This is a genomic window from Bacillus sp. FSL P2-0099, assembly GCF_038007445.1.
GTDB classification, from domain to species: Bacteria; Bacillota; Bacilli; order Bacillales; family Bacillaceae_G; genus Bacillus_A; species Bacillus_A mycoides.
The window spans coordinates 3714503-3737770 of the sequence record NZ_JBBOXE010000001.1; the positions used below are offsets into that span (position 1 = coordinate 3714503).

16 protein-coding genes and 1 pseudogene are annotated in these 23268 nt (G+C 37.2%); 4 read left to right on the forward strand and 13 right to left on the reverse strand.

Features of this window, described 5'->3' with window-relative positions; all coding sequences use genetic code 11:
• Window positions 1–127: 127 nt before the first annotated feature.
• The 9 genes and pseudogenes from MKY90_RS19055 to MKY90_RS19095 all read right to left on the reverse strand — a co-directional run bounded on the left by MKY90_RS19055 (window position 128) and on the right by MKY90_RS19095 (window position 10569).
• Window positions 128–2512 carry a DNA translocase FtsK gene (locus MKY90_RS19055; protein ID WP_033731189.1) on the reverse strand — a complete coding sequence of 795 codons (2385 nt, stop codon included), beginning with the start codon at window positions 2510–2512 and terminating at the stop codon, window positions 128–130.
• Between the two features lie 214 nt (window positions 2513–2726).
• Window positions 2727–2930 carry a YlzJ-like family protein gene (locus MKY90_RS19060; protein WP_002088064.1) on the reverse strand — a complete coding sequence of 68 codons (204 nt, stop codon included), beginning with the start codon at window positions 2928–2930 and terminating at the stop codon, window positions 2727–2729.
• Complete coding sequence (tepA, locus tag MKY90_RS19065) at window positions 2927–3676, reverse strand: translocation-enhancing protein TepA (protein ID WP_002014582.1); 750 nt, start codon at window positions 3674–3676, stop codon at window positions 2927–2929. Before tepA ends, MKY90_RS19060 begins: the two co-directional genes overlap by 4 nt.
• A 102-nt stretch (window positions 3677–3778) precedes the next feature.
• Window positions 3779–5449, reverse strand: a complete 1671-nt coding sequence (locus tag MKY90_RS19070; protein ID WP_002014581.1) for a ribonuclease J — start codon at window positions 5447–5449, stop codon at window positions 3779–3781.
• A 608-nt stretch (window positions 5450–6057) separates the two neighbouring features.
• Window positions 6058–6936, reverse strand: coding sequence for a 4-hydroxy-tetrahydrodipicolinate synthase (dapA, locus tag MKY90_RS19075; RefSeq protein ID WP_002014579.1), 879 nt, complete (start codon window positions 6934–6936; stop codon window positions 6058–6060).
• An 11-nt stretch (window positions 6937–6947) separates the two neighbouring features.
• Window positions 6948–8180, reverse strand: a complete 1233-nt coding sequence (gene dapG / locus MKY90_RS19080; protein ID WP_033731191.1) for an aspartate kinase — start codon at window positions 8178–8180, stop codon at window positions 6948–6950.
• Window positions 8181–8203: 23 nt separating this feature from the next.
• Complete coding sequence (asd, locus tag MKY90_RS19085; RefSeq protein ID WP_002014577.1) at window positions 8204–9250, reverse strand: aspartate-semialdehyde dehydrogenase; 1047 nt, start codon at window positions 9248–9250, stop codon at window positions 8204–8206.
• 149 nt (window positions 9251–9399) lie between these two features.
• Window positions 9400–9588 (reverse strand): annotated as a pseudogene (gene spoVFB, locus MKY90_RS19090) (dipicolinate synthase subunit B); the annotation flags it as partial.
• Between the two features lie 102 nt (window positions 9589–9690).
• Complete coding sequence (locus tag MKY90_RS19095; protein WP_341092312.1) at window positions 9691–10569, reverse strand: exosporium leader peptide-containing protein; 879 nt, start codon at window positions 10567–10569, stop codon at window positions 9691–9693.
• A gap of 400 nt (window positions 10570–10969) precedes the next feature.
• Between MKY90_RS19095 and MKY90_RS19100 the strand changes: the two genes are divergently transcribed.
• From MKY90_RS19100 to MKY90_RS19115, 4 genes are all read left to right on the forward strand, one after another.
• Window positions 10970–11527, forward strand: a complete 558-nt coding sequence (locus MKY90_RS19100; protein ID WP_159146991.1) for a hypothetical protein — start codon at window positions 10970–10972, stop codon at window positions 11525–11527.
• 54 nt (window positions 11528–11581) lie between these two features.
• The gene (locus tag MKY90_RS19105; protein WP_176523465.1) at window positions 11582–12442 is read left to right on the forward strand and encodes a hypothetical protein; all 861 of its coding nucleotides are present in this window, start codon (window positions 11582–11584) and stop codon (window positions 12440–12442) included.
• Between the two features lie 62 nt (window positions 12443–12504).
• The gene (locus MKY90_RS19110) at window positions 12505–13272 is read left to right on the forward strand and encodes a hypothetical protein (protein ID WP_159146992.1); all 768 of its coding nucleotides are present in this window, start codon (window positions 12505–12507) and stop codon (window positions 13270–13272) included.
• A gap of 172 nt (window positions 13273–13444) precedes the next feature.
• Complete coding sequence (locus tag MKY90_RS19115) at window positions 13445–13777, forward strand: hypothetical protein (RefSeq protein WP_341092315.1); 333 nt, start codon at window positions 13445–13447, stop codon at window positions 13775–13777.
• Between the two features lie 383 nt (window positions 13778–14160).
• Here MKY90_RS19115 and MKY90_RS19120 read toward each other — a convergent pair whose 3' ends face one another.
• From MKY90_RS19120 to MKY90_RS19135, 4 genes are read right to left on the reverse strand one after another with little or no spacing between them, the layout of a single operon-like run.
• On the reverse strand, window positions 14161–15117 hold the full coding sequence (locus MKY90_RS19120; RefSeq protein WP_341092317.1) for an N-acetylmuramoyl-L-alanine amidase: 957 nt from the start codon (window positions 15115–15117) through the stop codon (window positions 14161–14163).
• A complete protein-coding gene (locus tag MKY90_RS19125; protein WP_341092318.1) occupies window positions 15117–15542 on the reverse strand; it encodes a phage holin family protein in 426 nt (141 codons plus the stop codon). The genes MKY90_RS19120 and MKY90_RS19125 overlap by 1 nt, the downstream gene beginning before the upstream one ends.
• 39 nt (window positions 15543–15581) lie before the next feature.
• Entirely contained in the window at window positions 15582–21809 is a 6228-nt protein-coding gene (locus tag MKY90_RS19130; protein WP_341092321.1) for a phage tail spike protein, read from the reverse strand.
• Window positions 21806–23260, reverse strand: a complete 1455-nt coding sequence (locus tag MKY90_RS19135) for a distal tail protein Dit (protein ID WP_341092323.1) — start codon at window positions 23258–23260, stop codon at window positions 21806–21808. The genes MKY90_RS19130 and MKY90_RS19135 overlap by 4 nt, the downstream gene beginning before the upstream one ends.
• Between the last annotated feature and the right edge of the window lie 8 nt (window positions 23261–23268).

Below are 23268 nucleotides of genomic sequence, written 5' to 3' on the forward strand. Positions count from 1 at the left end.
TCAAAACGATAAGCATTCGTATTCTAAAGGACCCTTAAAAATGTAAGCCCTTTCTTAGCCAGTGACTATAGTATATAACAAAAACAGCATATAAAAAAGCCTAATTGTAAAAACAATTAGGCTTTTTTTAAGAACTTTTTTCTTGCACATCTTTAATGAGTACTCCCCTTGGTTTACTACCTTCATAAGGGCCTACTACACCATTCATTTCCATGGCATCAATTAAACGAGCTGCTCGCGTATATCCTACTCTAAATCTACGTTGTAACATAGAAACAGATGCTGTTTGCATTTCTACTACAAGCTGAACCGCTTCATCGTATAATTCATCTTCTACTTCCTGCTTTGTTTCAGGAACATCTTGTGGAATCATATCCTCTTGATATTGCGCTTTTTGCTGCGCAATAACAGCTTCTACGACTCTCTCAACTTCATCATCTGATAAAAATGCCCCTTGTACACGAACAGGTTTCGATGCACCAATTGGTATGAATAACATATCTCCACGACCTAGCAACTTTTCTGCACCACCACCGTCAAGAATCGTTCGAGAATCTATTTGGGAAGATACAGCAAATGCAATACGCGATGGAATATTCGCTTTAATAACACCTGTGATAACATCAACTGACGGGCGCTGAGTCGCAATAATTAAATGAATACCAGCAGCACGTGCCATTTGCGCTAAACGCATAATCGCATCTTCTACATCCGAAGAAGCAACCATCATTAAATCAGCTAACTCGTCCACAATTACTACAATATATGGTAATTCAGGTTGTTTCGCTTCCGATTGGCTATTATGTTCTTTAATATAATCATTATATCCTTCAATGTTACGCGTACCGCTATGCGCGAATAATTCATAACGACGCTCCATTTCACTCACAACTTTCTTCAAAGCCTGTGATGCTTTTTTCGGATCAGTTACGACTGGTGTTAATAAGTGCGGAACACCGTTATATACATTTAACTCTACCATTTTCGGATCAATCATCATTAATTTTACTTCATGCGGTTTTGCACGCATTAAAATACTTACAATAATTCCATTAATACATACACTCTTTCCACTACCAGTCGCACCAGCTACTAATAAATGGGGCATTTTATTTAAACGTGCCAATACAGCCTCTCCTGTAACATCACGTCCAAGACCGATTAATAACTTCTCTTCTGGGTGGTTATTCGCCTTTGAATCAAGAACTTCTCTCAGCGTTACCATAGAAACTTCTGAATTCGGAACCTCAATCCCTACAGCTGATTTCCCGGGAATAGGTGCTTCAATACGAATGTCTTTCGCTGCTAAAGCAAGCGCTAAATCATCACTTAAACTAACAATTTTACTTACCTTTACTCCCATATCAGGATACACTTCATATTTCGTAACTGCAGGACCTCTATGTACTTTTGTTACTTTCGCTTTCACACCAAAACTTTGGAATGTACGTTCCAATTTACGAGCATTTTCATAAATTTCCGCATTTTCATTTGTAACTTGCTTATTTTGGGGAAACTTTAATATATCAAGCGAAGGAAGCTTATAATCTTTATTTTCCACATTAGAAAATTGCATAGGAGGTGCTTTCGTTTCACCTTCTAGCGATTCAACGATTTTTTCTCCTCGTTTCTTGTGAGGTTGTTCTTCTGGCGCAGGCGGAACTGCCTCTTCAATAAACGGAGGAGTGATTAAATCATTTTCTTCTATCTGCTTTTCCGTCTCTTCACGTACTGGATAATTCTCAGTAAAATTCGAAATAATTGGTGGACCAATTTCTATTTCTTCTACTGGCTCAATAGCTTCTTCTTGTTCAGCAACACGTTCACGCCTCTTGCTTCTTGTTGTTTTTTTCTTTTCAGTTTGCTCGGCGACCCTTTGAGATTTCCAATCTTTATAATCCCCTTGCATTACTTGAAACTGACTTCTAAGAATTCTCCCTACCGGAGCAAGTACTTCTCCAATATGTTTATTTGTTATACAAAGTATTCCAAGAATAACTAAAATAATTCCAATGATATATGCCCCTACTTCGTCAAATAAGAAGTAGCACGTTGCGAACATCAATGCACCGAACATACCACCACCTAAATGAACACTATCCGGGCCCTTTTTCATTTCAAGGAAGAAGTAATCTTTTGTACTAACAATTACAGAAGTATTTTGCACAGCTCCATCTTTCGTAAGCAGGTTAAATAATGTAATATGACTAAACATTAATATTGCTAGTACAATTAAATAAACACCTATTAGCCGTTTATTTAAAAGGTTGGGCCATCCCCGCTTTATTACAAACGCAACAGATAAAGCTATTACACCTAACACACCAATTATGTACCACTCACCAAAGAAGAAGCGAAAAAATAACACAAACGATTTCCCTACAACACCTAGCTGTAAAATCGTAATAATCGAAAGTGCAAAAAGAGTCAACCCGACGATTTCATAATACAAAGTTGGCTTTATCGTACGTCTTGCCTTAGCCTTCGTCCCTCTTTGCTTTTGTTTTGCCATTTCTTCACCTCGTGTTCTAGAAATTAAGTACAACTTTCTTATAAAAAAGATCTACTTACATGTCTTTCTCTCTATTTTTCAGGTCTTTATATCTTCTATTTTTACACTTCTTGTAAAATGTTAAATAAACAGAAGAAAGCAGCCTACTCATGGCTGCTCAACCGTCTTGTTTTTTATATTATACCATAGCTCCTAAACAAAATCCTTCTTTTTGCTAAAAGGTAATTTTCTGTCCAGGCTCAAACTCTAGGTAGTGAGACGGATTCGTACTTAATACACGTACAATAGAGTAACATTGATTATCCTCCTCAGAAACCACTAATTCCACGCCATTTATATTCACAACTTTTTGGCTTTCGCATTGTGAATAATCGGCCGGATACACAAGTTGCTCTGGCATAATTGTATATAAAATCATTGTAGCATTGTCCCTTCTGTACTATTATCCTTGCGTTCATCAATTAATTCGTTTAATTTTCGAAGTGCGCTACCAATACCACCGACACCATCTATAAGACCATACTTCACTGCATCTCCACCTATTACATTCGTCCCAATATCTCGCGTCAAATTCCCTTTTGCAAACATAAGCTCTTTAAAACGATCTTCCGTTACTTTCGAATGCTTTGTCACAAATCGAATGACTCTTTCTTGCATTTTATCCAAATACTCAAATGTTTGTGGCACACCTATAACAAGACCTGTTAAACGAATTGGATGAATTGTCATCGTCGCTGTTTCGGCAATAAATGAATAATCAGTTGAGACCGCAATCGGTACACCGATTGAATGCCCTCCTCCTAAAACAAGAGATACAGTTGGTTTTGAAAGCGAAGCCACCATTTCAGAAATCGCTAATCCAGCTTCAACGTCACCCCCAACTGTATTTAATATTAACAGTAAACCTTCAATTTTTGGATTTTGTTCAATCGCGACAATTTGCGGAATGATGTGTTCATATTTTGTTGTTTTATTTTGTGGTGGCAACTGAATATGACCTTCCACCTGCCCAACAATTGTTAAGCAATGAATACGCGATTCATTCATTTGTGGTACATTTGTCTGTCCAAGTTGCTGAATTTTCTCCACTATAGAAGCCTCTTTTGGAACTTCTTTCGGCTCAGCTTCTTTTTCTTCATTTGTATAACGATCACGTTCTGTCATATCGCATCCCCTTTCACTCGTATATAACTATTATTTCTTAAGTTATGAATTTCATTCGATAGGGTTAAAAAAGAAAAAGATCACCTGTAAAGGTGACCTTCTTTATACTTCCATAATAATCGGTAAAATCATTGGCTTTCTCTTCGTTTCTTCGTACAAGAACTGCCCTAATAATTCACGAATATTTTGTTTCAACATAGACCATTCAATTGTATATTCTTTAATTGATTGTTCAACAATCATACGTACAATATCTGTGGATCGTTCGATTAATGCTTCTGATTCACGAACATATACAAAGCCGCGTGAAATAATTTCTGGACCAGAGATTATTTTCTTTTCATCCTTACCAAGTGTTACAACAACAACTAAAATTCCATCTTGAGATAACATCTTTCTATCTCGAAGAACGATGTTACCGACGTCACCTACACCTAATCCATCAATTAAAACATTACCAGCTTGCACTTTACCAGCTAATTTTGCTTCATCGTCACCAAAAGCAATTACATCGCCTTTTTCTACGATAAAGATATTCTCTCTCGCAATACCTACATCTTCCGCTAAATACGCATGTGCTTTTTGCATACGGAACTCACCATGTACGGGTACAAAATACTTCGGCTTCATTAAATTTATCATCAGCTTTAATTCTTCTTGGCTACCATGACCTGAAACGTGAACTTTTCTTTCACCGTAATAAATAACCTCAGCACCAGATCTAAATAACAAGTCAATAATTTTTGATACAGATACTTCATTTCCTGGAATTGGAGAAGCTGCAATAATAACAGTATCACCTTTACGAATTGAAATTTGTTTATGAGCTTGTTTCGCCATTCTAGAAAGGGCTGCCATCGGTTCCCCTTGACTACCAGTCGTTAAGATAGCTACCTTTTTTTCCGGGAAATTGTCTATTTCTTGTAATGAAATAACCATACCTTCTGGAACATCTAAATAACCAAGACGTCTTGCAATATCTACCACTTTCACCATGCTACGTCCTACTACCGCTACTTTCCTTCCAGTTTCAGCAGCTGCATCAAACACTTGTTGAATACGATGTACATTGGAGGCAAATGAAGCAACAATAATACGTCCTTCTGAACTATAGAATACTTTAGAAATCTCTATACCAACTTCTTTTTCCGAACCTGTATAACCAGGACGTTCAGCGTTTGTACTATCAGATAACAAGCAAAGTACGCCTTCATTTCCAATTTGCGCCATTTTCCCAAGATCTGCTCCACTATTTCCGATTGGAGTTTGATCAAATTTAAAGTCTCCTGTATATACTACAGCACCTTTTGATGTATGGAAACAAACACCCACAGAATCCGGAATACTATGTGTCGTTCCGAAGAATGACACATTTGTTGAATTAAACTCTACTGTTGAATTCGAGTCAATTGTTTTTAAGTCTACACGGCCTAACATTCCTGCTTCGCCAAGCTTTTCTTGTATAAGTCCTACCGTTAATTTCGTCGCATATACTGGAATAGATAATTTACGAAGCACATAAACAATTCCACCAATATGATCTTCATGACCATGGGTAATAAATAGTCCTTTTACTCGCTCTTGATTTTCTACTAAATATGTAATGTCAGGAATAACAATATCAATCCCAAACATTTCATCTCCCGGGAACATCAATCCGGCATCTACAATAAAGATTTCAGAATCAATTTCAACACAGTACATGTTTTTTCCGATTTCACCTACTCCGCCAAGAGCAAATACTTTAACAGACTCATTCTCTTTTCTCTTCATGTTGTTGCCTGGTTTAAAAATCTTGCAAACACTGATTTCACTAAAATTGCAGAGACACCAGGGGAAACTCTACAACCACCATATATTCACCGTCCAAGACGAATGTCCTTACCGTTATGCGATATCATGTCCTTGTTAATTTTTTAAACCAGGTTTCACCTCTCTTTCATTATATAAATCAAATATCTTATTCGATATGATATGAAAATTTCATTAAATCTTAATTTTTACCAATTTTGCTAAGCATACCCGTACTAAGCTACTTAGCCATATTATAACTGATACAAGAAATAGAACACAAGTTAAATTATGCGAAAGACAAGAGAAGACACTAAAATGAGATTATAATTTAAGAGGGCAAAATTCATATCAGTTTTACTATTTTCCCTACGTAATAAGAGTTTGATGGAAAAATATTCATGTAAATTCTTTACATAAACATGAAACGATATTCACTAAAAAAATCTTATCTCTGTAATCAGTTTCTTACTAATTCTCCCCCCTGCCATCCCCTTCTTATTACAGCCTATTAACTATAGCTAATTTTCATCACTTACATATAGTTAGTCAAAATAAAAATGACCTAGTTTCACACTAGGTCATTTTTATTAACGAGGAATAGATTGCATTACGGATTGTAACGTTATTCTTTCTTCTTCCGTTAATGGAAGAAGTGGCAAACGTACAGAACCTACATCCAATCCCACCATTTGTAATGCTGTTTTTACTGGTGTTGGGCTCGGCGCCATAAATAGTGCATCCGTTACTTTTACTAGTAATTGATGTAATTTCTGCGCTTTTTTGAACTCTCCAGCTTGGAATGCAGCAATCATTTCTTGCATTTCATTCCCGATAACATGAGATGCTACAGAAACAATACCTTTTGCTCCAATTGCCATAGCTGGTAATGTTAAACCATCATCACCGCTGTATACTGCAAAGTCGTCCGCTGTTTTTTCAATGATTTCTGTCATTGTTAATACATCGCCGCCTGCATCTTTAATCGCAACAATGTTTTCTATTTCTGATAAACGAACAACTGTATCAACGGAGATTTGTACAATAGATCGTCCTGGAACATTATATAGCATTACCGGAAGCGGAGTGCTTTCAGCGATTGTTTTAAAGTGCTGGTACATCCCTTCTTGACTCGGTTTATTATAATACGGTGCCACTAGCATAACTGCATCAACACCAACTTCAGTTGCCTTTTTTGTTAAATCGACAGAAGCATGCGTATTATTGCTACCTGTTCCAGCGATGACGGGCACCCTTTTATCGACAACAGATACGACATGGCGATATAACGCTACTTTTTCTTCTGATGTTAATGTAGGAGATTCTCCAGTCGTCCCTCCTACCACGATTGCTGTTGTACCGTTATCAATTAAATAATTTACCAATTTCGTTGTCTTTGCAAAATCGATATTACCATTTTTATCAAACGGTGTTACCATCGCGGTTGCAATTGTCCCAAAATCTATCATGATCTCACTCCTTATTGTTCCAGTTGCTTTTCTTTTGAAAGCTCAAATGCACTATGTAATGCATTCACAGCCTCCACTAAATCGGCTTCTTTTACAAGAACCCAAATTGTCGTATGACTATCTGCTGATTGCAGAATTTGAATACCTTTTTCCGCTAAAGCTGTGACAATTTTCGCTGTAACCCCTGGAATACCTGCCATTCCAGCACCAACGATAGAAACCTTCGCACAATGCTCTGTCACCACTGGATCATATCCAAGGTGCTTTAAAACCTCAACTGCACGCGCTGATACACTATCCTTTACTGTGTAAGCTACACCAGTAGGAGAAATGTTAATTAAGTCCACACTAATCCCTTCATTAGCCATTTCTTTAAACACATGTTGTTGTAAATCATATGCAGTTTCTTTTGCAAGCACTTTAATTTGCGTTACGTTTGACACATGGGCAATCCCTGTAACAGGACGTTCTTCTACATCCTGCCCTTTTGTAGCACCATCATATGCCGCAATAAGCGTACCTTCACTATCAGAATACGTAGAACGTACACGAAGTGGTACTTTTGCATGCATCGCAATTTCAACCGCACGCGGATGAACAACTTTCGCACCCTGATAAGCCATGTTACAAATCTCGTTATATGTTACAGTTTGAAGATGACGTGCATCTTTTACGATACGAGGATCCGCAGTCATAACACCTTCAACATCTGTGAAGATATCGATATATTCAGCATGAAGCGCAACACCTAATGCTGAAGCTGAGGTATCACTACCTCCGCGTCCAAGTGTTGTCGTATCTCCATTTTTCGTTTGACCTTGGAATCCAGTCACGACGATAACATCTACATTTTGTAACTCTTCATGTATACGATCGCAATTCATTTCAATAATCTTAGCATTCGTAAAGTCATTATTCGTTACAAAACCAGCTTGCGCACCATTTAATGCTGCTGCTTTTATACCATTCTCATTCAACATGTTAGAGAAAACAATTGCTGAGATTAATTCTCCGCATGATAATAATAAATCTTGCTCACGTTTAGAAATATTAGGTTCCTCTTGATTTACAAGACTTAATAACGTATCAGTTGCATACGGTTCACCTTTACGGCCCATTGCTGATACAACAGTAACTACTTTATAACCAGCAGCTAACGATTTTTTTATATGGTGAAGCGCATGCTTGCGCCCATTGTCATCACGTACTGATGTACCACCAAATTTTTGAACAATAATTTTCATATTTTGCACCTTCTCTTAGCCGTTTACACTAATTGTAATTTTACTAAGCGCTCTGCAATTTGAACAGAATTCCATGCAGCGCCTTTTAATAAGTTATCAGATACGACCCAAAGGTGGAATCCTTTATCATTATTTAAATCTTTACGGATTCTTCCAACGAATACTTCATTTTTACCTACTGCAGTAGCTGGCATTGGATATAACTGCTCTGCTGGATTATCTTGCAGTACAATACCTTCTGCATTTGCAAGTAAGTTTTTCATTTCTTCTACTGTTACGCCTTCTTTATCTACTTCAATGTACACAGACTCGGAATGACCCGATACAACTGGTAAACGTACACATGTCGCAGCTACTTCTAATTCAGGCATATGCATAATTTTTTTCGTTTCATTAATCATTTTCATTTCTTCGAATGTAAATCCATTATCTTGGAATTTATCAATCTGTGGAATAGCATTAAAAGCGATTTGGAAATGCTTTTCGTCACCTGATACAGGTAAAACATTCGCCTTTACTTCTTCGCCATTTAAGATTGCTTGTGATTGTTCATGAAGTTCTTCAATAGCTGCCGCACCAGCACCTGATACAGCTTGATATGTGGAAACGATTACTCGTTTTAAACCATATTGCTGGCGAACTGGTTCAAGAGCTACTACCATTTGAATTGTAGAACAGTTTGGATTTGCAATAATACCATTATGTTCTTTTAAATCATTTTCATTTACTTCAGGTACAACAAGTGGCACGTTTTCTGTCATACGGAATGCACTTGTATTATCAACAACAATTGCACCGCGCTTTGCTGCTTCTGGCGCTAATTGTTTCGATACAGATCCACCTGCACTAAATAGTGCAATATCTACTCCTTCAAAACTTTCAGGAGTTGCCTCTTGAACTGTAAATTCTTCGCCTTTAAATACAAGTTTCTTACCTGCAGATCGTTTAGATGAAAGTAACGTTAACTTCCCAATTGGAAATTCTCGTTTCTCTAAAGTATTTAACATTTGTTCACCAACTGCGCCGGTTGCTCCAACTACAGCGACATGAAAAGTTTTTTGCTTTTCCATCACTATGCCCCTTTCTAGATACCAATCCTTCTATAACTTAGAATTAGAAGGAGCTTACAATGCCCCCTCTAATCTTAATAACGTTAATTTTATCATATTCTACAGTAAGAATGATGGTTTCAACAAAAATTGTACGTTTTTTTCGTTTTTTAATTCATATATCTGAATTTTTCTACAACAACAGGTTGTAATTGTTTTCCTTGTAGCGCTTCCAATACTGTATCTTCAAGTAACTCCATACGAGCTACCATTGAGTTCGGTTTTTTCTCTGGTGCATCTTGGCCAAATGGTACAAAGTAGATGTCTTTTGTAGCCATTAGGCGCATGAGGTTGTTACCAACAGGGTGATAACAAAGCTAATAAATTTTTCATTTTTCTTCTATTATATATTTTTCCTCAAGTTTAGAAAAATTGCAACTGGACCACTTAAAAGAAATGAACTATGTCGCCGTAGGAGTAGGAGTTATATCCACAGCTGTAATTTTACAAGTTGAAATAGCGAATCTAAAGAGTGTAGGTGGAGGTGGATTTATAGGTATTGGCAAAGTACCTATCACTATACCAAGAGCTGTTTGTTCCACATTAAAACCTGTTGCCATAGAGCCATTACTAACTAAAAGATTCACTGTAGAACCAATCAGTGTATCTAGTAATTCTCTAATTGGTCGTTCACGACAATCGCATTCGCACCCTAAATCGGCAGGTGGAAGTAATGTTAGAGGTGGTACTGTTAGTGAAAACCCTACCCCTATTACATCAGAAATATTAACCACGAAGGTTGCGTTGCTAACTGGATCTGTAACTGTAACTAAAAAATCATTCACAGAAGTAATATTGAATAAAAAGAAAAGAGGGGCTACGTTTGGTGCGTCTGCAATAGTGGCAAGAATCACAGTCTGCCCGACAAGTTGTCGTAACACCTCCTGCATAGGGAAAACACAGCAATCACAAAGACAGCCTTCAGTTGCTCCCGTTGGGCCTGTTGAACCTGTTAGACCCGTTGGACCTGTTGGACCCGTTGGACCTGTTAGACCTGTTGGACCTGTTGGACCTGTTGGACCTGTTGGACCTGTTGGACCTGTTGGACTTGTTGGACCCGTTGGACCTGTTGGACCTGTTGGACCTGTTGGACCTGTTGGACCTGTTGGACCTGTTGGACTTGTTGGACCTGTTGGACCTGTTGGACCCGTTGGACCTGTTGGACCTGTTGGTAAAGTAAATGGTGGAATAGGGGGAAGTGTAGGGCCAATTATATTTGGATCTAATGCATTAGCTTGAAGTACCTCATTTGTTTTTTTTATTTCATTTTTATCAAACACATACCTACCTCCTATGAGTATACTGTATTGTAGTAATATATACAGTTACCATACATAAGTTTCATTTATCGTTATATAATATGTTTCCCCTTTGCTATTGTGTATCTTAAATCGTAGTGAACCATCCACATTTACCTTCTCATCAATTGTAAATTCCTCACCTGTATCTACATACTCTGCCAAGAAAGAGAATCGTATATTATATTTTTTCTTCTATTATATGTCCATTTCACAGTCTGTAGATTTATTTTCATTTCCAAGCATGTATATCGTATTCTTCATTAATACAATAAATGAATTCCACGGTAAAGATAGAAAATTTGTATATCCAATATTTATAATTTATGTTATGGTACAATATGTTAATTAATTACAATACTTTCTAAAAGGGGAATACATAATGAAAGCAACGAAACTCATAGCATTAACAGTTCCAGTTCTATTATTGTTCGGTTGCGGGATAGGAGATAAAAATTCTACTCCTAAGACTGAGAAAACTAGTAAAGCCATTTCGAAAACAGTAATATCCGAAAAAGAGTATCCTTATTATATTTGTGAGCAACTGTTAGAGTTTCAAACCCAAAAGGATACACTGTTACTAAAAACAGGTAAGGCGATGAATGATAAGAAGAACTATGAAGATGTACTAAAAACAGTAGATTCTATGGACGAAGCCTTAGACCGTATGGAAAACATAGAAGTACCTGATAAGTATAATGACATACATAAACTTGTACAAGAAGGGGTAGAAGACGCAAGAAAAGGAACAAAGATACTGAAAGACGCTAATAAGGAAGATGAACAGAAGATTCAAGAAGCCTTACTAAAAAGCACTCCACATATGTCAGGTGTAGATGGTGAACAGTGGGATAAAGCAATTTATGAGTTAAATCAAGAAACCAAAGATGCTTACGCTAAAGCACTTGATAAGCAAATAGAGGCACATGCAAAGAAATAAAGTAACTTTTAGTACTACATACAATCATACAACACAATAAGGGGTAATAAGAAAATGAAAGCAAAGAGACTTGTAACGTTAGCTTTACCTATCATGTTATTATCAGCTTGTACAACAGAGACATATGGACTTACACAAGCAGAATTTCGAAAAGTAGACAAAGAGTTTAAAGCAGATAAAATGATAGAAGATATGAAAAGAATGCATTATAAAGACGAAGAAATAGAAAGGCAACTCAGAGGTGCATTAGCAAAATTGGAGTATGAAGAAGAACAAAGAAGTGGGAAAAAGTCTGACAAGAAATCAGAAAGCCAGACAGAGGTAGATAAGGAAAAAGAAAATTCTAGTGCGAAAGAAACTAGGTCAGGTAATGATAAGACTAATAAAAAGCATACGATACCTATATCTTCCACAGAATTCCCTGACTATATGTTCGATTTATTAATAGACCTTAAATATTCAATAAGAACGTTAAAGAAAGAGTCTGATGCATTCTCAATAGCTAGCTATGAAGGTGAACCGAAGGACACTATTATAAAAATTTATAGTCAATTAGATAGTTTAGAAAGAGTTGAAGTACCTAAAAAGTATACAGACTATGAATACATTATCAAAGAAGGTATAGAAGATATAAGAGACTATTTACCTAAGGTAGAGAAAGCATTTAAGAAGTATGAAGACCCTAGAAATGATAAAAAGAAAGTAAAAGAAGAAGTAGAACGTGCATTAGATGGGATAGATAGCGGTATGTATACATGGCAACCGTTCTTTGCCGATATGAACGATAAGGATCCTAATGCATTGAAAGAAGCAATTAAGAACAAACAAGATGTTATTAAGCAGGATCATAATTCATTTGGAAAAGGTACATCAAGTACAACAGACGGATCAATTAACTATACACCAAAGAAATAAAAGGCTCTACTTGTATGTTTGAACTGAATAATAACACTATTAATATTAAAGGGGTTTGAATTATGAAAGCAAAGAAACTAATATATTTAGCATTTCCGCTTATATTAGTAGCAGGAGTAGGATGTTCTAAAGATAATGCTGAAGAGAAGAAAACTGATAATGTAAAAGTTGAAGATTATAAAAAGACTGACAACCTAAAAGATGCAGAGTCAAAGGATAAGAAGGAATCGGAGACAGTAAAGCTACGAGAAGAAGATTTCATGAAGACTGTGGATGAAGAACTAGATAAAGCACTAAAAGAAACAGAGTCAGAAATGAAAGATAAAGATAAAAAGGTCAAAGAAGAAGTTAAAGAAGAAACTAAAAAGGTAGCAAGTGAAGAAGAAAAGGCAAATAGAACATTAGCTGAAGAACGAGCAAGTGATGATAAACAAATAATAAAAGAGGTTACTCCTCCTGTAACATTAAAACAGTATCAAGAAAATATAGATGAAACTGCTAAAGAAGTAGCAAAGGAGTTACAAGCTACAAAACCAATATTTGCAAAAGATGAAACTTCAAAAGAAAATCAAGTTGAATTAAAGCAACAATTAGGGGTATTCAAGGAAAATCTTGACAAACTAACAGCTATAGAACCGCCTAAGGATTATGATTACTATCGAACACAATTAAGAGACGACGTGAAAGTAATTAAACAGTCAATAGACCAAGTATTTGTAGGTTTAGATGAAAATGATATAGAAAAAGCCGAAGCAAACTTAGGGGCTATGTTTGGGTATATTGACACGATGGGTTCTACATTAAATGAGATAAGAGACACACAAAATTAAGTATTCAAAGGGGTATGTGACAATGAAACGTAAAATGTTAGCTTTAGCATTACCTGTTATGTTGTTAGCAGGTTGTACAACAGAGACATATGGACTTACACAGTCAGAGTTTCGAAAAATGGACAAAGAATATTAATCAAGTAAACTAACAATATAACAAGGTGGTTATTTCATGAGTTATGATACTGTAGCATCGCTACAACGTATGGAGCAATTAAAGCAAGCTGAAGCTGCTGCTGGAAATAAATTAATTCTAAAAAGAACCGATACTAAATTAGAGATCGCATTAACGGCTGTCGCTATATTATTATCAATCCCTACACTTGGGATATCTTTGCTATTATTTTTGATTTATTTTTTATTAAGAGAATTTGCATTTAAAACATATTTAGTAAAAAACGTTGCTACTGGGGAAACGTTCAGAGTAGATAAACAAGATTTCAAGCAATATAAAAGAGAATTTAAAGCGAAGGAAAAAGAAGTTAGAAAGATATCTGATCTATAATCAGATTTAAAGGACGGTACATACCAAATGAAAAAGAACTCTAACTTTATGAAGGTCGTTCGTTCAATATTTAACGCATTTCGTTTGTTGAGTAAAATTATAAATCCTATATTAAAGGCATTATCTAAAAGTAAATTTTAAATCTCATAAAAACAAAAATCCCCTTCTGCATATAGGTGCAAAAGGGGATTTTTTTCAAATTAATCTATTCGTTCTACAGATACTGGTTCATAGATAAATAAGAAACGGTACCTTTACACTAACATCTATAAAGATGAAAATCAATATATAATTATCTACATATAGAACCAGATAATAATTTTTGTTCATAAAACTATTCTTTTGTAAAAAAAGAACTTCACATTTACATCCATATAATTTTTTTACCTTTCAAACTTTACATACTCATCTGAAACCCATTGATCACCACCAACATTATACCAACCATCTCTATATCCCCAAGACTGATATCTTTCACTTTGGTACACGTTTTTTACAATACCGTAGTTTGTTCCTGGTCCAGTACGAACGCGTAATACATCTGCTGTAATAGTAACTACCCCTACACCATCATTTGAAGGTTGCGAAGTTGTGGATGATTGTCCATCCGCTTCGAAATGTAACCACTCTGAGTTTTCGTAAACCCACTGATCGCCACCTAAATTAAGCCATCCTCCAGAACGTCCCCATACTTTATAGTTTTCAGGTGCATTTAGCTTTCTAATTGAATCATATTGAGTACCTGGTCCTTTTCGTAAGTTCACGTTTTTACCAGTAATATAAACAACACCTGTCCCACTTGTAATTGATGGTTGTGGAATCTGTGGTGTTTCTGGAATCTGTGGTGTTTCTGGAATTTGAATTGTTACACCAGAAACTAATTGTTGTTTAAACCACTGCACACGCCCTTCATTAATCATTCTATGAGGGCAATACTTACCGTTTCTTTCTTGGTGTGTTTTAACTTTAGAAATTGGGATATTGAACATGTCCATTAACTGACGAATCACTTGAATTGTATTCAATTCAGCTTTACGATATCTTTCTCCGCCTGACATAGAATAACAAATCTCTACGCCGATACTATGACGGTTACCTTGTCCATTCCCATCACCTGCATGCCAAGCATTTCGATTAAACGGAATTAATTGGATAGCTTCTTTGTCGTCTACAGCGATATGGAACGAGGTACCTGTACTATTGTTAGCGACATTATTACGTTCGTTTAATGCTGGAGCATCATTGTAAGTATTGTGGAATGTAATTTCCGTTGGATTCATTGGATATGGGCATAAAACTGAATAACGACTTTCTGGTACTAACATTTTTTTGATTTCCATTACTGAACATCTCCTTTTTTCTCTTCTTGTTTTTGTTTGCCGCCTAAAATTTCAACTGCATTTGTTAGCGCTGAAGGTAAAGGGATTCCCATACGCCCAGCGTTTTCTAAAAGTGATAGCAACTCATTTCCGATGAACAAAAAGATTGTTGCCTCACGAATAGCACTATTTGTTCCCACAACCACATCAGCCTGTGTAGCAGCTGCAACTAAAAGAAAAAGCACCACCTTTTTGGCGATGCCTTTGAAACCTATTTTGCTTTTTAATTCCCCATTAAACCCTGCAGCGATTATCCCTGTCAGGTAATCAATGATGGCCATTGTAACTAAAACTTTCAATGTTTCATCCCACCCTCCCAGGAAATATCCACAGAAGCCACCGAAAGTGGCAATAAACGTTTTTAATAATACATCAATACGATCCATCTTTTCCTCTCCTTTTTTAGGCAATAAAAAAAGACCAGCTTATGGCTGCTCTGGTTTCTTATTTATTAATTGTTGTAGTAATAATTCTTCTAGACGTGCGATTCTGTCTTCTTGCGTTGCTAACTGAGTAGCTTGCGCCTTGACAGTTTCCTCTAAAGCTAGATGCTTCTTGTATACTTCTTGAGTGCCAGCAATACCCATAGTGATAATTGGATACATATTGACAGCTTTCCTTTGAGGTGTAGAAAATTCTTCGGGGACTTCTTCAGCGATAAATCCATATTGATGAGGGATATCCTCATAAGTTGGTAGTTTCTCACCTGATCCACTGTCGATTATCTCCTGGCGCTTCTCATAGAGCTTGTTTACGTCCGCTTTCATGTAATACTGGCGAGGTGTAAGCTCCATAAGTTTAGCTAGCGGGTCGATTGCTCCGATGTCTTTAATTGCAGTCTTTAACTGGCGAGTAGAGCGCTGACTTAGGGAACTGTAGATTACAGTTGCACAAGAGATACTTGCGTAGTCATTTCCTTTGTTATTTTTAATTTGTAATCCTTCCTGAGTGTACGGATACATTCTAGGAACACGTAAAGTTATCTGATTTCCCATGTTGATATCTACATCGCCGTATCCGTTAGGATCATCTAACACTTTCATACTCCACGTATCAGCGAGCTGTTTGTCAGAGTTTCTATATGTCCATGTCCCTGATTTTGATTTAAAATCAGTACCTATATTAGATTCAAACCTCATCAGACCTTGTCCGTTTGAACTACCTTTAGCATAGATGCGGATATCACCATCTTCAGTGGTCATCTCTATAGGACCTTTAGACCTTATAAACATTGCATTCATGTAGCGTTGAAATTTAATGTATGAGCTCATATTGATTTCATTGCCCGTCTTACCTCCTGAGGCAATACCGATAGATGCTTGCGCCTTTGTCCACGCATTACCTTCTACAACGTGGTCAAGTACAAGAGAGCCCTCAAGAGTTTTATTAACTGTATAGTCATTCCCTAACACTAAAGCAGATTGTATCCCTGCATCTGTACGATCAATAAATCCAAAGTATCCCCTAGCTTGAGTGCTTTTCATTAAAGTAAGATTCTGCTTCTCAAGTTTCAGATAGTTACCTGATGTATCTGCATTCGTGTAAATCTGCGTTCCACGTAAGATACCTGAGTCGATTGAGTCCGCAGTTACAGCCCCTCTAAGGTTAATCTTAGCAGCCTGAATCAATACAGACTGAGCTGTTTGGTTAATCGTAGAGGCGATATCACCTTTTTGGACTCGCAAGTTGATTTGGTCGGCTTGTGTTTTGATTTCCGCTTCATGACGTTCTACGATTGCTTTACTTCCGTAACGCCCGTCACCTTCTATTTTCGTATACACTTCAGTCTTAACGGCTTTCAAGCTAATTTCCTTCGTGTGTTGATTGATTGAAGTCTCCATTGAAGTTACTTTCTGATTGTAATCAGAAGTAGCTACTTTCTTAGCAATCTCGCCAATCATTTCATCATAGTTCCCCATATCTTTAGGGTTTTCCATGAATGTAGAAGGGTTTGACCCTTGTTGTAGCTGCGGTTGTGAAACCCACAATCTACCGTTTTTACGTACCCATATCTCCCCTCTAATGTGCGTCACATCTTTATTAGGCATTCCTAGTTTTACACTTACGAATACCCATGAGCCATTAACTAGAAGAGGCTCAAGCTCTGTCTGTACAGTATCAAGAGCCGTGCTACCGTTCCATAGTTGCATTTTGATGACTCCGCCTTGTCCCTCAAAAGTAGCCTTGGCATCTGTGTAAATCCATGCTGAGTAAACATACATTCCACTTCTGCTTACTACTGGGACTACTTGGTTAATACCGTAGTAAGTGGGATTTGTTTGACCTGTAACTTCCAACTTTGCAGAGCTATATCCGTCATGATGTCTCGCAACATCTACAGTTGCTCCTGTAGGAACTAGCCACTTATCAAAGCTAGGAGTACGCTTTGTAATTGTTCCGCTAGTCGGGTGAATCTCTCTCTTCTCAAAAGCGGAGTTCATGATTAAGTTAGTGTTACCGAGCCCGCCTACGTAATCCTGGACTTGCTTCTCAGTCACTTTAGAGCCAATTTGATTGTTCAACTGTGTAATAGAAGTCCCTTGTTCAGTAATTAAATCTCCGTGTTTCCCTTGCGTTGTAGAAATTGTTTTAATCTGTGACGTTGTAGAATCCATTGTTTGTTGTAACGTGTTTGTTTTGGTTTCTAGCGTGTTTGCTTTCTGCGTTACACTCGTGATTGATTGCTTGTTACTATCTACAGTTTTCTCAATAGTATTAGTCTTCGTTTCTAGAGCTCCTGTCTTGCCCTCCAATGTATCAGCTTTACCTGTAATACTTGAGATTGATTGCGTGTGACCATTCACAGTAGTTTCAATGGTGTTCGTCTTCGTTTCCAAAACGCCCGCTTTCTCTGTTACACTTTTCAATGACTGAGTAATGCTGTTAACGTTCTGCTCAATCGTAGAAGTTTTCTTTTCTAAAACGCCCGCTTTATCCGTTACACTTGTGATTGCTTGCTTGTTACTATTCACAGTGTTCTCAATAGTATTAGTCTTCGTTTCTAGCGTGTTTGCTTTCTGTGTCACACTTGTAATAGATTGCGTATGACCATCTACAGTTTGTTTAATTTCGCTTGTTTTCACAGTAATATCATCAAGACCTTTTCGAGTAGAGAAGTCATTTGCAGATAAGTTCCACCCTGTAGCATATTTCCCTTGCTCAACTTGAGGCATTCTAAAAGCGATACGCCCATTATGGAAAAGAGCTAACCGCATGCATCCCTCTACAGTGCCTGTAGCAGTAGCCTTTACAGTAGCACTAATGCGAATGAACCCTGATTTTTCCATCTCTGTTATCTGACTATCTGTGATGTTAATATCTTGATATTGCACACGAGTCCCTGAATTATTGAAAAATTCTAAGATGAATGCATATTTATTAGTTGTCATTGTCCCTTTAGAAACAAATACATAAACACTGAAAGTGTACTCCTTACCTACAGTGACAGGGAATCTACTAGAGTAACCGCTAATGATTTGGGCAGGTGATCCTGCGGGTAAATCTTGACGGTCAAAGAAGACTACTCCTGCTCGCTTGTCATCATCCCAAGGAGCTTGATAAGAAATCTTTGCAGGAGTTCCCCAGTTCCAACCTAGCGGGAGTCCTCCATCTCGCTGAGAAAAATCCGAGTTGTAAATCAAGTTAGTACCTACAGAGCCTCTGTCCTCAATAGAAGTAATTTTCTGCGAGTTTTCATCTACAGTTTGCTTAATCTCATTTGTAGTCTTAGTAAAATCTGTATTACTAACAATAGAGTCAGTCCATTTTGTCGGGATTGATCCGTCCTCAAGTTTCACATCTTTAAGGCAGAGGTATTTACCTGTAGAATTTGCACTCATAGGGAAACGAATGCGAATCATAAAAGCTTTAGCAGTTGGACGCAACTTGAAAGTAAATGCTCCTCGTGTGAATGTATCAGGATTAATCTTAATAGGATTCTGTCCAGCTTCAGACCAGCCAGTCCCATTGTGCTCAAATACTACTAAATGCGCATATCCCGCATTACCAATGAGGTCTGCTGATAAGGTGTAATCCTTTCCGATAGTAAAACCTCTCAAGTTATTCAACTTGTAGCTACCAATCTGATAAAAGGAGTCTAGTCCATCTGTAGAAGATAACTTGTAGTAGTTGTTTTCAAAGACTCCAGTAGCTCTATTTGTAATGTGACCGCCTTTATCGTCAGCAAACTCAGGATATTCATTGTTAGCTGAAGAAGTTACTAAATAGTTGGCGTTAACGAATGAGCCCTCAATCTTCTCAATAGTTGCGGTGTTAGTATCAACCGTTTGCTTAATCTCGTTAGTAGTCTTTGTCAGAGTATCAACTTTACCGCCTACAGTAGTTACATTTTGTTCTACCTTCGTGATTGTTTGCGTGTTACTGTCAACGGTTTGCTTAATCTCATTGGATTTCTTCGCAAGGTCTGATATGTTTCCGTCAAGCACATTAGTCTTCTGCTCTACACTAGTAATCTTCTGCGTATTACTGTCAGCGGTCTGCTTAATCGTGTTTGTTTTAGATTCTAAACTGTCTGTTTTTTTAGTTAAGCTTGAGATTTCTTGTTTATTCATATCTACAGTGTTTTTAATCTCGTTAGTTTTAGTTTGTAGGCTTGTAATATCGCCAGTAGCAGTATTAATCTTGCCCTCTGCTGAAGTAATACGAGTAGTAAGCCCTGTAGCTGTCTGCTCAACACTAGTAACACGCTTAGTAACGCCTGTCAGGTTATCGTTAAGTGTATTAACACTTGATTGTTCAGCCTTAGAAGTAATAGCTGTAGCATTGCGCTCTATAGCCGTGTTCATGTCAGTAAATTTCTTAACATTACCCTGCTTGTCAGTTTCATAGACCTGTTTCCCTACTAAGTTATCGTTAATGTACTCTTTTGTGTACACGCCTGACTTATCAGCCTTGCCTTCAATTTGCTTGTTTACCCAAGTAGCATCTACTTTATCTTTTACAGAAGTTTGTAGTGCGGTAATCTCTTCATTTGCTTTATTAACTTCTCCTTGAAGCTGAGTTTTAGTATTCGTCAAGTCAGTCTTTGTAGTGGCAATGTCCTGCTTCGCTTTAGTAATCTCTTGTTGCGTTGCGTCAATATCTTGTTTCGCTTTAGTCAGGTCTCCTTGAGCTGTGGTAATATCTTGTTTCGCTTTAGTTAGGTCTTGCTGTGCCTTAGTTAAGTCCTGTTGCGCTTTTGCAATAGAGTCCTTTAATGGCTGTGTATCAGGCGTAATTCTCACCCATTGACCATTTTTCCAAAGCTTTTGCACTCTTTCATTTGGATTAGAATTGTCAATCCATATCGTTTTCCCATCTTTTAAGCCAGTTATGGGAGCTGTAGGCTGTTCAATAACATTAGCCGTGTTCTTCTCCAAGTAGTCAGCTGTAGCTTCAGCTAAGTCTTTTGCTACTTTTGATTCTTTCTCCGCTTTCTCAGCTCTCTTCTTAGCTTCATCAGAAGTTAATTCTGTATTATCTACACGGTTAGATAGCTCATCGAATAGCTCTTTTGGGACCTTATCCCCTAAGCTAGATAGAATACGTTGATACAATCTTCGCAACTCATCATTTTGATCAACAATTTCACGATAGTCACCAAACATATATTTATCTTGTGTAGGGTCTTTAAATGATTCATCACCAGCAATCGCGCGCGCTTCAAGATATAACTTAGGTATGAAACCTGTATCTATAATTCGGATTGTATCTCCTTCATTAATTAGCTCATGAGCTAGTCCAAATACTCGACCAATACTTTGAGCTTGAACTTCGTAAGAAACAGAAGTATTTACAAGTTTATTTATTTCCGTTTTCATGAGAGTCATAAGTCTCTGTGGAGACATATCTTGATCTTCTGTTTGTGGAGTATAGAAAGCAAATTTATGTTTTCCTTTTTCATTCCAACGTTGATAAGCTGCATCATCCACAAGATAAGGCACACCATTATTTATTTCTGAGATTGTAATGAATTCTTCATTTTCTTTTTTAACGTAACCTAGTAAGGCGGTACAAATATTTTGAGAGTTTTCAATACGTTTAATTCCCATTAGGTCTTTACCGAGAGTTACTTCTTTCCTTGTATCTCGTCCTCTTTTCTTAACCATGTCCACATAACGAGCAACTATTTGGGAACCTACAACTTCGGCACGATATTGAATTTCTAACTCAAATGAAGCCGCAATCTTTTTAAGTAAACTCAATGGATCAATAAACTCATCAACGGTAAATGAATGCGCCCCATCATGTTCTGTTTTACCTATCTCCCACTTCGTCCCTTTAAGGGCTATTTCCATACATTGTTTCAATGTTTTACTTTCAATTTTTTGTGGTTCAATAATTCCTGCTTTAGCAAGCTGAATCCATTCACCAGATGCATAAACCATCAATGACCTATCATTAGAATCTTTTTCTGCTTCAGTAATTACATAAGGAACGATCCTACCACCACGCACTTCTTTTAACACTAAATTTTGTTGCACAAGTGTCGCAGCATAATCTGTATTCTCAAATACTCTAAACTCTAATGTATCGATATTATTCTTAATTTCCCAGTGTCGTTTGTCATCCCAGTAGTCTTTTGGCTGTATATTCGAAACGATTTGACTTGTTTTAAAATCAACAACATGTAAGTCCCCACTTGGTGTTCTCATCTAAATCGCTCCCTATACGTTAATTCGGCTATTCCCACATTGGCTGGACGTACTATAATTTCATTTTGTCCCCGTTTTACAACAGGAAATGAACTGAATATATCTTTTAATGCAATTGCATTTGTTCCGTTGATCGTTACAAGTGAACGTTCTGTATCTATTTGGATTTTGTCTCCAACATCGAAAATATAAGGAGTTTCATCTACGTTTACGCTGTAAAGTTTCCATACTTTTAAATCCTCAATCCACATATCCATAGGAGTAGATAAAGCTCCGTATTGCAGGAAAGCAATTGCTACTTTCGCTATTGACTTAGACGTTGCGGGATTCTCTTTAGCTACATCATTCCAGCGTTCCACAAGAGAAGTCCCGTCTACTCCGTTTGGTCCATCTGCTTTAGCGAAGTAAACACTCCATTCCGTGCCTCGTCTTGCTATAGAATAGTGACCTCTGAAATCATTAAATGTAGTATCATAAAATCCAGTTGTATCTACTAGCGTTTTAGTGCCACCAATGACAGCATTAGCTTTCGTCCTAACATGACTAGCGTAATCGTCATTCATGTTTAACTCGGAGATAACTGATCCGTCCTGAGCTAGAAACATTAAAACTATTTTTCCTACCTGGTTCATGTAAGAAGAGAATAGCTTTACTTTCATATCCGCTTTAAAGTCGGTTAATGGACCGTTTGAAATGTCTCTTGTGTAGATAGGACCGTGCCAGCCAGTGCCGTCTCCGTAGAGCTTAGTTTTGAAGTAATCGTTATTGATGACTTCCATATCACCAGTACATGTATAGTTGCCAATCTTCCCAGTTGCTTTAGTCCAAGGAGTTAGCGTGTTCATTTCATCTTTAATGACCATATCTTCCTTCTTGACTACCTTGTTTTGAATCCCAGTAGGATAGCCAATTCGGAAATAGTCATCACGGTTCCATACATCAAGGAAAGGACTCATCGCTCCTACAGTGATATCTATAATAGGATTAGAATCTACGGATCCAATGTTACGGAATTCAGTTTTTAAGTCGCCGTCCCCATCAATAGCCATGATTTTCTTCTGTACAGGACCTAACTTATAAGGCATCGGACAAATAAATTTAAGGATTCCTTTACCCAGAGTGACGAATTCATCTGGATCAAACCCCTCGTCCACAACAGCTAGGTATGTTCTGTTTGGCTCTACATCGAAAATAAGCTCTACTGGCTGTTCTGTAATAAGCCAATCTGCGATTTCTTCTTTCAGCGTTTCTAAATCCAATCCATCAGGGACTATAATTCCAACAGGAATCAAAAGAACACGTATGTCAGTTTGTGTGTTTAATAACCTTGCCCCTGGATAACCTGGAACACTTAGAAAATTCCTTTTTAATGGTGCCCATGCTGGTCTTTTCCATCCTTTTTCTATTTGAACAAAGTTTTTTCGTTGATTGTTAAATGTAAAAGAACTCATGTTAACAC